General features: G+C 54.3%; 11 protein-coding genes. 2 read left to right on the top strand and 9 right to left on the bottom strand.

All coding sequences use genetic code 11. The features are described 5' to 3' along the window. Positions 1 to 45 precede the first annotated feature (45 nt). The 6 genes from QN359_RS10625 to QN359_RS10600 form a co-directional block, all read right to left on the bottom strand. Positions 46 to 972, bottom strand: coding sequence for a formyltransferase (locus QN359_RS10625; protein WP_322248381.1), 927 nt, complete (start codon positions 970 to 972; stop codon positions 46 to 48). Continuing rightward, a complete protein-coding gene (locus QN359_RS10620; RefSeq protein WP_322248380.1) occupies positions 953 to 1,918 on the bottom strand; it encodes a glycosyltransferase in 966 nt (321 codons plus the stop codon). The genes QN359_RS10625 and QN359_RS10620 overlap by 20 nt, the downstream gene beginning before the upstream one ends. Positions 1,919 to 1,935: 17 nt before the next feature. Beyond that, positions 1,936 to 3,063, bottom strand: a complete 1,128-nt coding sequence (locus QN359_RS10615; RefSeq protein WP_322248379.1) for a DegT/DnrJ/EryC1/StrS aminotransferase family protein — start codon at positions 3,061 to 3,063, stop codon at positions 1,936 to 1,938. A 71-nt stretch (positions 3,064 to 3,134) separates the two neighbouring features. Beyond that, a complete protein-coding gene (locus QN359_RS10610) occupies positions 3,135 to 3,506 on the bottom strand; it encodes an EamA family transporter (protein WP_322248378.1) in 372 nt (123 codons plus the stop codon). 1 nt (position 3,507) lies between these two features. Beyond that, positions 3,508 to 5,220, bottom strand: a complete 1,713-nt coding sequence (locus tag QN359_RS10605; RefSeq protein WP_322248377.1) for a glycosyltransferase family 39 protein — start codon at positions 5,218 to 5,220, stop codon at positions 3,508 to 3,510. Next, the gene (locus tag QN359_RS10600; RefSeq protein WP_322248376.1) at positions 5,217 to 5,594 is read right to left on the bottom strand and encodes an Mth938-like domain-containing protein; all 378 of its coding nucleotides are present in this window, start codon (positions 5,592 to 5,594) and stop codon (positions 5,217 to 5,219) included. Before QN359_RS10600 ends, QN359_RS10605 begins: the two co-directional genes overlap by 4 nt. Before the next feature lie 292 nt (positions 5,595 to 5,886). Between QN359_RS10600 and QN359_RS10595 the strand changes: the two genes are divergently transcribed. Then, positions 5,887 to 7,116, top strand: coding sequence for a pyridoxal phosphate-dependent aminotransferase (locus QN359_RS10595; protein WP_322248375.1), 1,230 nt, complete (start codon positions 5,887 to 5,889; stop codon positions 7,114 to 7,116). A 27-nt stretch (positions 7,117 to 7,143) separates the two neighbouring features. Further along, positions 7,144 to 8,454 (top strand): homoserine dehydrogenase, encoded by a 1,311-nt coding sequence (locus QN359_RS10590; RefSeq protein WP_322248374.1) that lies wholly within the window; start codon positions 7,144 to 7,146, stop codon positions 8,452 to 8,454. On the opposite strand, the gene QN359_RS10585 is transcribed toward QN359_RS10590, so the two are convergent. The 3 genes from QN359_RS10585 to QN359_RS10575 all read right to left on the bottom strand — a co-directional run bounded on the left by QN359_RS10585 (position 8,398) and on the right by QN359_RS10575 (position 14,140). Beyond that, positions 8,398 to 9,042 carry a 4'-phosphopantetheinyl transferase family protein gene (locus QN359_RS10585; protein ID WP_322248373.1) on the bottom strand — a complete coding sequence of 215 codons (645 nt, stop codon included), beginning with the start codon at positions 9,040 to 9,042 and terminating at the stop codon, positions 8,398 to 8,400. The two genes, QN359_RS10590 and QN359_RS10585, sit on opposite strands and share 57 nt — an antisense overlap. Continuing rightward, positions 9,042 to 13,073 (bottom strand): Pls/PosA family non-ribosomal peptide synthetase, encoded by a 4,032-nt coding sequence (locus QN359_RS10580; RefSeq protein ID WP_322248372.1) that lies wholly within the window; start codon positions 13,071 to 13,073, stop codon positions 9,042 to 9,044. Before QN359_RS10580 ends, QN359_RS10585 begins: the two co-directional genes overlap by 1 nt. 803 nt (positions 13,074 to 13,876) lie before the next feature. Then, positions 13,877 to 14,140, bottom strand: coding sequence for a DUF3955 domain-containing protein (locus tag QN359_RS10575; protein WP_322248371.1), 264 nt, complete (start codon positions 14,138 to 14,140; stop codon positions 13,877 to 13,879). Positions 14,141 to 14,199: the final 59 nt, after the last annotated feature.

Raw genomic sequence — 14,199 nt, 5'->3', positions numbered from 1 at the left:
GTAAATGTTGATTGCTATCTGGTTTGGAACGGCTGGGCCAAGAACTCAATGTGCCAGTTGCTGCAATTCTGTTGCCGTGACCAGTGCGTCGTCACAGCGTAATGCAATGATTTGGATGGCATGGCCATCACCACAGATGCCGAGGATCACATTATCCACTACATGCAAGCCCATCGGCAAATCTGTTGCTGGCAAATTTGACAAACGTGCTTTTTCAATAATGAAATGCTTGCCAAATTGCTCAAAAAAGGCACCCGGATACGGTGGCGCGACGGCTCGGTGCAAGTTATACACCGCCTGAGCCGGCTGATTCCAGTCTATGCGGCCATCTTCCGGCTTACGTCCGCCGAAATAACTGCCCGCGCTTAACAGGTTAGGGTGCCGCTTAACCGTGCCGGCAATTAATTCGGGCACAGCATGCCATAATGTTTGTTCCGCCGCAACTGTCAGCTTGCCAAAAACTTCGTAGGCTGTGTCGTCGGGCAAAATCGGCACCATCGTTTGAGCAATAATGGCACCAGCATCGGGTTTGGCGGCCATCTCGTGCAGCGTCGCGCCGGTTTCTGTTTCGCCATGCAATACCGCCCAATTCACCGGTACCCGTCCACGGTATTTCGGCAGCAGCGAACCGTGCAAATTAAAGGCGCCGCGCGTAGCTAAGGCTAACAGCGCCGCTGGCAGCATGTGGCGATAGTAAAAACTGAAAATAAACTCGGGCTGCAGTGCCGCAATTTGCTCGTGCACGGCGGGTGTGCTCGGGTCGGCCGGGGCGATACAGGCAATCCCGTGTTCGGCACACAGGGCTGCGACCGAATCGAACCAGATGGTTTCGGCCGGATTATCTTCGTGCGTCACCACCAAACTGATCGTGATACCGCGCGCCAACAAGGTCTTGATACTGCGCACGCCGACATTATGGTAGGCGAACACTACGGCACGGCTTGGGACCGGATCAGATGCTTTGTGGTTCATCAATTTCCTTATCTTGCAAAATCGTTTGTATGACATACCGCGGCCGACCACGTACTTGCTGGTAAATACGGCCGACGTATTCGCCGAGCAGGCCGATGCCGAATAAAATCACGCCCATCAGGAAAAAGGCAATCGCAAACAGGGTGAACAAGCCTTCGGCTTCCGCACCGAAGATGAAACGACGCACCAGCAGCAAGGACACCAGCCCGGCCGATAACAGTGAGAGCACCATTCCCAACATGGAAAACAATTGCAAAGGCATGATGGAGAAACCGGTCATGAGATCGAAGTTCAGCCGTATCAAACTGTAAAACGAATACTTCGATTCGCCGGCCGAACGCTCTTCATGCTCCACCATGATTTCCGTCGGTTTGCGCGCAAACGTGTATGCCAGTGCCGGCACGAAGGTATTGACTTCTCTGCAGTGATTGATCAGATCGATCACATTGCGACCGTAAGCGCGCAGCATATTGCCTTGATCGGTAATCTTGATGCGGGTGATTTTTTCGCGCAAACGGTTCATCGCTTTTGAGGCGTAAGTGCGCCAAGCGCTGTCTTGCCGCTTGCGGCGTATCGAGCCGACGTAATCGTAACCTTCGCGCATTTTGTCAACCAAGGCACCGATTTCTTCCGGTGGATTCTGCAAATCGGCATCGAGCGTGACCATGATATCGCCACGGCTGGCTTCAAATCCAGCCAAGATCGCCATGTGCTGGCCGTAATTGCCGCTGAAAAGTACCACACGGGTGACGTCGGCGCGCACGCGGAATTGGTCGGCTAAAATCAACGCGGTATTGTCGCGACTGCCGTCATTAACGAAAATGACTTCATAACGGACGCCGCGGGCAGCCAGCGCATCGAGGGCCGGATAGAGTCGCGCGAAGAGCTTGGACAAGCCGGCTTCTTCGTTGTAGACGGGAACGATAACGGTGAGTTCGGGTTTCATGGCGGTGCGAGCAATTTTCAAAGAAGGCGCGATTTTACCGCAGACACGACCCGTGTGACATCTGCTTGTGTCATTGAGGGAAATAAAGGTAAGCTCACAATCTGTTTACCTATCCGTTCGGCGATCGGGAACATGCCGTCAGTAAAGCCGCGTTGGCGATACAAAGTAAACAAATGAATCGCGCGATAGTGGTAACCAAGACCGATCTTCACATCGAGCATCTGCTGCATGAATTCGGCACGATTGATACGCTCCGGCAGCACCAGATGAAACATATGCCAGTTGCTGTTGGTGAAATCGGCCACCGGTAATTCGGCAGCGCTCAAGCTTTCGAAGTCGCTGCCGAATTCGTTGAAGTATTGCTGGGCCAATTGCTTGCGTTTGGCATTGAACTCGGCCAGACGCTTCAATTGCCCCAGGCCAATGGCCGCAGCCAAGTCGGGCATATTGTATTTACCACCGAGGACGTCGACATCGATGCCATCGAGACCGCTACGGCTGACGCCTTGCAAGCGGAATTTTTCAGCCAGTTTGGCTTCTTCGGCATTATTCAGAACCAGACAGCCACCTTCGCCGGTCATGATGTTTTTATTGACTTGGAAACTGAACGAAGCAAAATCGCCGAAAGAACCGATGCGCTGACCTTTCCAGCTCGAACCGATCGCTTGGGCGGCATCTTCAATCACGCGCAGATTGTATTTTTTTGCCAAGGCATACAGCTTATCCATATCGCAGGGCAAGCCACACATGTGTACCGGAATGATGGCCTTGGTGCGGCGGGTGATCACGGCTTCGACCCGATCGAGATCGATGTTATGGGTTTTCGGATCGATATCGGCGAACACCGGAGTTGCACCGGTTTCGATGATCACGTTGGCCGTCGCAACCCAAGAATTCGGGGTAGTAATGACTTCATCGCCGACGCCAATGCCAGCGATACGCAGGGCAATTTCCATGGTACAGGTACCGGAATTAAAAGTCCGCACCGGACGGCCGCCGAAATATTCCGACAACTGCGCTTCGAGTGCCTGTACTTTCGGACCGCTGGTCAGCCAGCCCGAACGCAGTACCTCAGCCACGCTGGCGATGGTTTCTTCATCAATGCTTGGTTTGGTAAACGGCAAAAATGCCAGTTGATCGCTCATAGCTGTCCTTTCGAGGGAGCCGGCGCACAGCGCGCCAACCCGGGTTAATAGTGGGTGAGGGTGACAGCAGCTTAGCTTTTAACCAGCAAAGCCACGCCGATAATGATGATGGCAATCGCCAGCATGCGTTGCAAGGACATGATTTCGCCGAGGAAATACCACGCACCGAAGGCATTAACAATATAACCGATAGATAGTAATGGGTAGGCGATGGTGACATCGACGCGCGACAAACCGATGATCCACACCACCACCGAAATGACATAACAAGCCAAGCCACCGATAATCGGCAGCTGCGTCGCCAGTTGCACACCGGTGGCAAACCAATTTTCCGCCGTGAGGTGAATCGCCCCAACGGCATTAGTGCCCTTCTTGAGCAATAACTGGGCGCTGGCATTGAGTAAGATACCGGTCAGGATAAAACCGAAAGTATTGAAATTCATCTTATTTTTCTAAGGGTGAGGGGACAGGGTGGGGCAACGCGATGATCACGCGTTTCGGATCTTCACCGATCACGCGCATAGGCAGGTGCTGAGCTTGAAAGTCAGCATACACATCGTGCCGCAATATGGCGACGGCAGCTGCACCGCGCGCGGCGCGGGCACGCCAGAGCGTAACAAAGTCGGCGCGTCGCGGTATCCACAACTCCGGTTGCTGTTGCAGACCGAATTCCATCTCATCGGCGAATTCTACTAAAATCAAGGTCCGTTGCAAATAAAACGGCAGTGCTTGCTCGTAGCGGCCGACCGCATAGATCGGTGTCGTCGGGTCACGTAACTCGGCTTGCAAGGCGGGTAAATGCGCCGTGCCGGCAATATAGCGGCCCCACGGATCATGGCCGAGAAAAGCCACTTGACCGGCCAGAAAGCCGGACGCGGCCAAGACCACGATGGCCCAATCTTTTGCTGCGCCATCGCGCCGCGCCAGCAATGCCGCCGTCACGCCGCCGACTACAGTCAGTGCACAGGCCGCATACAACCACGGTGCATAGCCGAGATACAGCGGGATTTCATACGCGAGCGTACTGAGGTGAACGGCACGCTTCACCAACACCATTCCGACCAAGCCAAGCACAGCGAACAGCAGCGCGGCCACTTGCACGCTGCGCGCACGCGCGTGCTCGAGATGAAAGGCAATCAGCAAGGCCAGCGCCGGAAAGATAGGCAAAATATAGCCGGGCAATTTGGAACCGGAAACACTGAAAAACAAGAAGAAAAACACCGCCCAGATCAGCAGCATCAAGCGTGGGCGAAAGCCGGTTTGCGCTTCCTGTGCGCCGCGCCATAATCCCTGCAGCAACACGCCCAGCCAAGGCACAATGCCGAGCAACAGGAAGGGAAAGAAATAATACCAAGCCCCACCACGCTTATGCACCGTGCTGGTGAAGCGCTGGAAATGCTCGTGTATGAAAAAGAAATGCGGATGTTCAGGATTTTTCAGTGCGATCAAAATAAACCATGGCGCGGTGAGAGCGAAAAACAGCAGCAAGCCGGCACCGAAGTGCAGCCGCGTCCATAAGCGCCAATCACGCGTCCACAGCGTATAAATGACCAGTACGGCACCGGGCAACACGAAACCGATCAAGCCTTTCGACAGCGTCGCCAGCGCCATCCCAGCCCAGCACACCAACATGGCATTGCGTTGTTCGCGCGCGCTGGCACCGTCGCGCTGAGCCAGCAGCAAGCCGCCCATGCAAAGCGCCAGCATGCCCGACAAACCCATATCGAGTGAATTCACATGCGCCATGCCGGCCCAGTAAAAACTCGAGGCCAATACCAAGGCGGCGATGATGCCTATTCGTCGTGAAAATAATTGACTGCCGCAGTAGGCAACTACGGCCACCCCGAGCAAGCCATTGATACCAGTCCATAGCCGCGCTTGCCACTCACCCAAACCGAAGGCGGCGAAGCTCAAGGCATTCATCCAGTTTTGCAAGGGCGGTTTTTCAAAGTACTTGATGCCATTGAGGCGCAAAGTGATCCAGTCGCCGCTGGCGAGCATTTCACGCGCCATTTCGGCGTAGCGACCCTCATCAGTCGGTACCAAGGTGCGCGCGCCAAGCATGTAAAACCACACTACAGCAAAAAAAAGCGCGATCAGCCACAGCGTCGACGGCGTTTCAAACGGTGAGCGCAGCCTTGCGCGTGGCGCACTCATGCACTCTCCATAATCAAGGCCAAGGCCACCTTGCGGCCTTCTGCCATCAGAATATTGTAGGTACGGCAGGCGGCTTTATTATCCATGCATTCGACACCGATACGCTGCGCCGTCAAGGCCGCACATAGGCGCGGATGGATGAAACGTTGGACATTGCCGGTGCCGAGTATCACCACATCGGGGCGCGTGGCAACAATGAGATCGAAGGCGGCGACGTCAAGTTCAGCAAACGACGGTACCGGCCACACTACAGGCTTACTTTCAGGCAAGACGATCAAGCTATGACGAAACATCACGGCATTAATCTCAACGCTGTCGGTTTCATAGGCCGTGATGGTTTGGTATTGTTGGGTTTGAGTGGAGTGCAGCTTCATATTTCTGGCTCTGTGCGAATAGGGGAGTGTGCGGCATTGTAACTTTTTTTTCTTGATTCGAAACAGGCTTTGCATGTTTACTGATCGGCCAAGCCGCTGCAAAGCAAACGTTTTCCAGATCAAAAACCCTCTGAACTGGTAGCGCCCAGCACCCGTGTTTCCGTCAAAAAGATGCTCCCAGCGTTGAAATACAGAAAAAAATTTGATTAAACTGCATTCCTTGGGCAGAATACTCTGTTCGGCAGTGCAGCATAAGCGGCAGCAGCCATGCTATTCGACAGAGGAAAATTCAGTGCGACCCATACTCAAATCACACAAGCTGGCCGACGTCTGCTATGACATCCGCGGTCCCGTCATGGAAAAAGCGCGCCAGATGGAAGAGGAGGGGCATAAAATCATCAAGCTCAACATCGGCAACTTGGCCGTGTTCAACTTCGATCCGCCCGATGAAATCGTGCAAGACATGATACGCAATATGCACAATGCCGCCGGCTACACCGACTCCAAAGGGATGTTCGCGCCGCGCAAAGCAATCATGCATTACAGCCAAGAAAAAAAGATCACCGGTGTCGGCATAGAAGACATTTACATCGGCAACGGTGCCTCAGAGCTCATCGTCATGGGCATGAATGCCTTGCTCAACAGCGGCGATGAAGTACTGGTACCGGCCCCCGATTATCCGCTCTGGACCGCGGCCGTCAGCTTGTCTGGCGGCAAGCCCGTCCATTACATCTGCGATGAAAGCGCCGATTGGATGCCTGATATCGACGATATCAAGAGCAAAATCACCCCCAACACCAAAGCCATTGTCGTTATCAACCCGAATAACCCAACCGGGGCCTTGTATCCGGTGTCAGTGTTGCAAGAAATCGTAGAATTAGCCAGACAACATCAATTGATCGTCTTTGCTGATGAAATCTATGACAAGACCTTGTATGATGAAGCCGAACATGTCTCAATCGCTTCCTTGGCCGATGATGTGTTGTTTCTGACCTTGAATGGCTTATCCAAAAACTATCGTTCCTGCGGCTATCGGGCTGGCTGGATGATTGTTTCTGGCGAGAAACGGCATGCCAAAGATTATATCGAAGGCTTGAATATGCTTGCTTCAATGCGCCTGTGTGCCAATGCACCGGGGCAGTTTGCGATCCAAACTGCGCTCGGTGGCTATCAAAGCATACAAGATCTGGTCGGGCCGGGCGGTCGTTTGCTCAAGCAGCGCGATCTGGCGCACCGACTGCTGACGGCCATTCCGGGGGTGAGTTGCGTCAAACCTAAAGCAGCGCTGTACATGTTCCCCAAGCTCGACCCCGAGATCTACCCGATCAAGGATGACCAGGAATTCATCCACGAACTGCTGACCGAGCAGCGTGTATTGCTGGTGCAGGGAAGCGGCTTCAACTGGCCCAAGCCGGACCATTTTCGCGTGGTGTTCTTGCCTAATACCGATGACTTGACCGAGGCGTTCGGACGCATCAGTCACTTCCTCGAAGGCTATCGCAAGCGCCACGGCACCAATTAATTCATTTTACTGTTTGAAAAAATTCATATGAAACCCATCAAAGTAGGTTTGTTAGGCATCGGCACTGTCGGCAGCGGCACCTTCAATGTATTGCAACGCAATCACGCAGAAATCATGCGCCGCGCCGGCCGCTCGATTGAAATCGCCATGGTCGCTGATCTCAATGTCGAACGCGCGCGCGAACTCACTGGCGGCAGCGTGGAAGTCGTCAGCGACGCCCGCTTGGTGGTGAATCACCCCGATATCGATATCGTCATCGAACTCATAGGCGGCTACGGTATCGCCAAAGAGTTGGTCTTAAGTGCAATTGCCAACGGCAAACACGTCGTCACGGCGAATAAAGCCTTGTTGGCGACGCATGGCAACGAAATATTTGCCGCAGCACAAGAAAAAGGCGTCATGGTGGCATTTGAAGCGGCCGTGGCCGGCGGCATTCCCATTATCAAGGCTTTGCGTGAAGGCTTGACGGCGAATCGGATCGAATGGATTGCCGGCATCATCAATGGCACCACCAATTTCATCTTATCGGAAATGCGCGACCAGGGCTTGGATTTCAATACTGCGTTGGAGCAAGCGCAAGCGCTAGGCTATGCCGAAGCCGACCCGACTTTCGATATCGATGGCATTGATGCCGCGCACAAAGCCACCATCATGGCCTCGATCGCCTATGGCATCCCTATGCAATTCGATAAAGCCTATGTCGAAGGTATCACAGCACTGCAAGCGAGCGACATCCGCTACGCAGAAGAGCTCGGCTACCGCATCAAGTTACTGGGAATCAGCAAGCGCACGCCAGAGGGTGTGGAATTGCGCGTCCATCCAACACTGATTCCAAGCAAGCGCTTGATCGCCAACGTCGAAGGTGCCATGAATGCAGTCCTGGTACAGGGCGACGCCGTCGGCGCAACTTTGTACTATGGCAAGGGTGCCGGTGCTGAACCGACCGCTTCGGCCGTCATCGCCGACCTGGTCGACATCACCCGCCTGGCGACCGCCGATCCCGAACATCGGGTACCTCACTTGGCGTTCCAACCTGGTGCCATCAGCGATCTGCCGGTACTGCCGATGACAGAAATCGTCACCAGCTACTACCTGCGCATGCATGTCGAAGATCAGCCAGGGGTGTTAGCCGATGTGACGCGAATCTTGGCTGACTTGTCAATTTCCATCGACGCCATGCTGCAGAAAGAGCCGGCCGAAGGAGAAATTCGTACCGACATCATCATTCTCACGCATCAAACCAAAGAGAAAAACATTATCGCGGCGATCGAACAAATCGAATTACTCAGCACCGTTTCCGGCAAAGTGACCAAGCTGCGTCTGGAACAATTGAGTTGATTTGACCGATACGCTGCACACATAAGCCGCATCAAGTTCCACCACATGGTGCTGCAGCGTCGTCGGCCATGCGCTGTCGCGCTCACTCGCTTCAAGCAAAGGCTGGCCCAGGCATTTCAAGCCTGCTTCGAGCGTGGTCCAAGCCAGTGCGAACTGCAGCGCTCTTTGCTGTTCCGGTGCGCGCAGCAAGCGCTCGGTGTCGTCTACGCCCAAATACAAGGGTGCCAGATCTTGCCATCCCGTGCAATCGGCCAGACGCAGCACATCAATACCTATCGGGTGGTGTAAGCTCAAGGCCGCGACCGATAAGCCGGTTTCGTGGCTGATAGAAATAAATACTTCGCGCTCAGGCAGCAGGGCGCGTACCCCACGCCCCGGCAAAGAAACCAAGCGCAGGCGCGTGGCATCGCAGTCCAAGGCGGCACACAACAACTCGCACAGCGCCAAGCGCAACTGCTGGCGAGCGCTGTCGCGTTGTATCAGCGGAGGTAAAGCCAAGCTAATCACCAGCGGCAAGCCGGCCGCCAAGCGCTGCTGCGCTGGCGCGCGGTCGGCTGGCCAAGCCCAAGCCTTGAGGCGCTCGGCCATCAGCCTGCCGTCATCGCGGCCGGGCAGCCGCGCCAACTCGAATTAGCTGGAATGAATTCGCCTTTCATCACCAAGGTCAGCGCACCGAGCCTGACATCATCGCCGACCACGGCACTGTACAGCACCGAGCAGCGTGGCCCGAGATAGACGCGTGCACCGATGACGATATGATCGATTTTCATGACGCGGTCTTCGAATAAATGCGTTTGTGGACAAGCCAGAGCGTTGACTTCACTGTAGTCGCCGATGCGCACACAATCAAACTCGGTGATGTCGGTGGTGTCGAGATACACGCCGCGACCAATTTTACAACCGAGTAAATTGAAGGCCAAAGGCAGCCATGGCGTGCCACGTAAATAACGCATGAAATTCGGCACGGCGATGCCTTCGTATAAATTGGTAATTCCTTCCGAGAGCCAAACGAACGGCGTCCACATCGGCGCACTGCATTTTGTATACCGGAAAATAAACAGCCACTTTAAAATCAACACAAAGGCAAAACTACCTACGCCATACAGTAAGCCAGCCACGATCAGATATACCAAGACCTCACTCCAGCGGTCATCACCGGCCAGTGGCATCAAATCCAATACCACCGTGTAGCCAACGGCAATCACCATCGCATGCGGCGCGATGATGCGGAACGCTTCTACCAAACCACGGCCGATACGTCGAAATACCGATGGCGTGAAGGTCAAATTCTCCGGAAAGCCTTTGACTTCTTCGCGTGCCGGCAGGTGAATCGCCGGCGAACCCAACCACGTGTCGCCGGGTTGCATACTGGCATTTTCCGGTGCCGACGTATACACGCCGATGAGTACATTCTCGGGCAAGATGGTGCCGTCAGGGATGTAAGCGCCGTTACCGACAAAGCTGCGCCGCGAGATGACGGTTTCCTGCATGGTCATCCAGCCACGGTCAATTTCCTCGTCACCGAGTAACACCGCATCGGCGATGAAGCTTTCATCCCCGAGCGTGAGCATATCCGGCACCACGCCCAAGGCGGTCGAGATTTCCGCACCCTGGCCAACTTTGGCACCGAGCAGACGGTACCAAAATGGCGCATAGATCGTCGCATATACGCCATGCAGCACATGCAGACTCGACTCTTGGATTTGATTGACCAACCATTTGCCGCAATACAGATTGCCGTGTACCGGATACAAGCCGGGCTTGAGTTTTGGCAAAATCGCCCAGCGTACCGCGGCCGACAGCAAAACCGTACAAACGATCAGCACGGCCGTGGCGGGAAACGCCAAAATAAAATATTTCGTTAATTGAAAGGGAATCGAACTGCTCTGCAACCAAGGGAAGCTATCGGCATTATCAAACCAATCGATGAGCACGAAGCTAGGGAAAACCGGTAGAAAAAACAAGGCACTGATGAACAAGGCACCGAACACGAAAAACACCGCTTCGCCCCCAGCACGCCATGCCGACAAAGGCGGGCGGGCCGGTTTGCTGCTGTCATCGAACGCGCCGACATCGCGCGCCGGCGAACCCTTCCAAACGCGTCGGGCCGGCATGCGCAAGCCGTCAGCCAAGGCTGACTGACCTTCCAGATGGGCACTCTGGCCCATCGCGACATTCCCTTCCAACACCGAATAAGAGCCAACATAGCTGTCGTCTTCCAGCTTGATGTGACCAAGAATCAGCTCGCCATGTAACACCCGGGCATTTTCCAAATTCACTGCATTACCAATGCTGACGCCATCCCCAATTGTCAATAAATCCGGTGCGCGCAAAGTGATCGAGCCGATCATCACGTCTTTGCCAATTTTGGCACCGAGTGAACGCAACCACCACGTGTAGAGCGAAGAACCGCTCAGCATATAGGTTGGTGCCGTTTCTATGAGGCGGTCACTAAGCCACCAACGGAAATACGTCATACCCCAAAGCGGATAGCGGCCGGCTTTCAGTCGCCCCGATAACAGCCATTTACCGATGATCGCCACACCGAACTCGGCCAAGGTGAGCACAACGAAGGCACCCGCTGAGAGCAACACTGCGCGCACCATCGAGTCACCCGGGTCGCCAGTGAGAAAATGGTAAGCAAAGAAGGGTGCCAGCCATTGCACCATACGCATTGCGACCAGCCAGGGAATGGCAAAGGCCTGGGCCGCGCCACAGAGCCAACGCTTCCACGTCGAGGGCGGGGTCCAATTAAGCGGCGGCACGGTAGTTTCCTCTTGTGCCAGCGCCGCCAGCGCCATCGCGGCCGCGATGCTTTGCAGGCTGCGTTGTTGGTAAATATCGGCAATTTTAAAGTAAGCAAAACGGCTGTCTTTACGCAGCAGCGAGACCAAGCGCGCGGCCAACAGCGAATGACCGCCGAGATCGACAAAAAAATCGGCAGAACGACGCAGCGCTTGGCCCGGGAATAGAACTCCGAGAGCAGTAAACAAGGCTTGCTCTGCACTCGACTCGGCAGCTTCCGACTCGGCACTCGCGACCCCGCCGGTAAGGACGATTTGCTTGAGCGAGTTACGATCGATCTTACCCGAAGTCAGACGCGGTACTTCAGTGAGAAATTCAAACCGCGACGGCAGCATATAGGGTGGCAGCAACTGACTGAGCCGGCTGCGCAGCATACTACTGAGCTGCACATCACTGAGCGCGGCAGCAGCGCTGTCGCGCACGATGAAGGCCATGATTTGATCGATTTCTTGCTCGCGCCGCAGCACTACTGCTACGGTAGCGACTTCATCTTGCTGTGCCAACAGCGTTTCAATTTCACCCAGCTCGACCCGGAAGCCGCGAATTTTAACTTGATCATCGGCCCGGCCCAAGCATTGAATATTGCCGTCGCCATCGATACAAGCCAAGTCGCCGGTACGGTACAAACGCTGTTCATGGACGTTTCGCGACCACGGGTTGGTGAGAAATTTTTCGGCGCTCAACTCAGGACGGCCAAGGTAGCCGAGTGCGACGCCCGGACCGGAAATGCATAATTCACCCGTTTCACCGGGTGCGAGCAAACGCAGACCGTCTGTCGGCTCGGTACTGACGACCATCAAGGAATAATTCGGCAGCGGTTTGCCTATCGTGACCGCTGCATGCGCCTGCAATGGCGCCAAGCTGGCCGATACCGTGGCCTCAGTTGGCCCGTAAGTATTGAAAATTTTTCGGCCCGGCTGACTCCAGCGCGTCACCAGTGACTCCGGACACATTTCGCCACCGAGATTAATCAAACGCAAACTCGGAATGTCGCTGACAAACAAAGCCAACAGGGTAGGGACGGCATGCAATACCGTGATCTGCTGTGCGGCCAGCGCCAGTGGCAAGGCATCGGGGTCGGCCGTGATCTCTTTCGGGGCGATCCATAAGCTCGCACCAGCCAGATAACTGATCCAAATTTCTTCAAACGACATGTCGAAGGCCACCGAAAAACCCTGATACACACGATCAGTAGCGGTGATGCCGAGCTGGCTGTTTTCACTGCGTAAAAAATGGCAGATACTGGCTTGGCTGACCAAGATACCTTTGGGTTTGCCGGTAGAGCCCGAGGTGTAAATCACATAGGCCGGGTCGCTGCCGCGACCAGCGCTGCGGCGTAGGACGGACGCTACCGTGCTCTTGGCCAGTTGTTCGGCAGACCAAACGGATAATCGCAAGCTGGCGGTCTGAGGCGCGAACTCTTCGCAACTGAGCAAACCATATGCCGCCGCATCGGCCAGACAAACGGCGATTCGATCTATTGGCGTGTCTGCATCGAAAGGCAACCAGGCTGCGCCGGTTTTGGCGATCGCCGCTTGCATCACGAGTAAATCGATGCCGCGCGGCAGCCACAAACCAATGAAGTGCCCAGGGCGCACACCGGCATCGATCAAGGCTGCGGCAATGCGATCGGCACGTGCATTGAGTTCCGCATAGCTGAGCTGGACTGTACCGGCGATGAGTGCGATGTGAGAAGGAAACTGTTGAGCGCTGGCTTCGAGTATATCGGCGAGAGTTTCTTCGCGCATCAATTCGGGAATCGCCGGGCCATACAAAATGTGGGAAGCTAAAGACGTGCTGCTTAACAAAGACATAAAGAAATCAATAGAAAATCGTGCTCATTGTTTAAATTAATAAGCAGGGCAATCGCCAAGCATGCCAAACATGGGAAAATGTTCTTATTTTATTTGAGCATCCAAGCTATCGGCAATGCGGCTTGACCCTGACCAGACGAGGGAAAGCAGTGTTAATGAAGCTGGATTATCACATAGATTAAACGCAATAAAACACGCAATTCAGGTCGTGATCGCGATATAAACCCTTGTAAATACGGAAAGATGCTTTGCTGCATAATTTATTGTATTCGCACGGATTTTTCTCGCTGCGCCGACGGCCTATTTCTGAGATAGGCTATTTTTCACTTGCTGGGATTTTAACCGATGCGCTGGTGCTTATTACTGTTTGTTGTCGCTTGTTTCGATTTATTGCCTTCAGTTGATCAAAAATTTGACTAGGGTTTGAAACCGCGGCCTTCAGAGGCTGTCGCAAAAGTCTGACGGACGCTTTTTACATCTGAAACACCGCATACCTCATCATTCCCGCATGCCGAAGCCTTGTCATTCCCGCATGCTTTTGGCGGGAACCCAGTGTCGTTTTCAGCGCTGAAAACACGATCATCTCTGGCATTTTCAGTTAAGCACGAACGCCGCTGGGTTCCTGCCAAAAGCGCGCAGGAATGACGTGGCCACCAGTTGGGGTAATGATACCGACTCAATCCCCTTTTGCGACAGCCTCTTTTGGCCGGTGAGCGATGAAGGAGCGACGCGATGGGAGGGGATGTCAATCCCTTCCAGAGTCTTTTCCATCGTCGCTCGCGACGATCCATTAAGTTGTTGCTTCAACGTGGCTTGATGAATCGAAGTGCGAAGTCAAGAATGGCCAGCAGCAGCGCCACCGACAAGAAAAAGAAACTGGTCGGAACAAGACCAAACAGCGGCTCGTGCAGCCTGCCATTGGCATCGATCCAAGTGGTTTTCTCTGCAAAAAGACCCAGAATAGTCATGCCGATAATAAACAAGCACAAGCATGATACCCACGCCCAGCGCAAAATTTTTCGTTTACCTGAGCGCGTAGCTGAGGGCAGTTGATAAGTTTCGTTCATCATTTCACTCCGTATAAATTAAGCTTGGCAGCACACACAAGCTCGACCCGCTGCCAAGC

Origin of the sequence: Undibacterium sp. 5I2, from assembly GCF_035019605.1 — a bacterium.
Taxonomy (GTDB): domain Bacteria; phylum Pseudomonadota; class Gammaproteobacteria; order Burkholderiales; family Burkholderiaceae_D; genus Undibacterium.
Note: the sequence above shows the minus strand (reverse complement) of the source record. Positions and strands in the feature narration are given on the sequence as shown.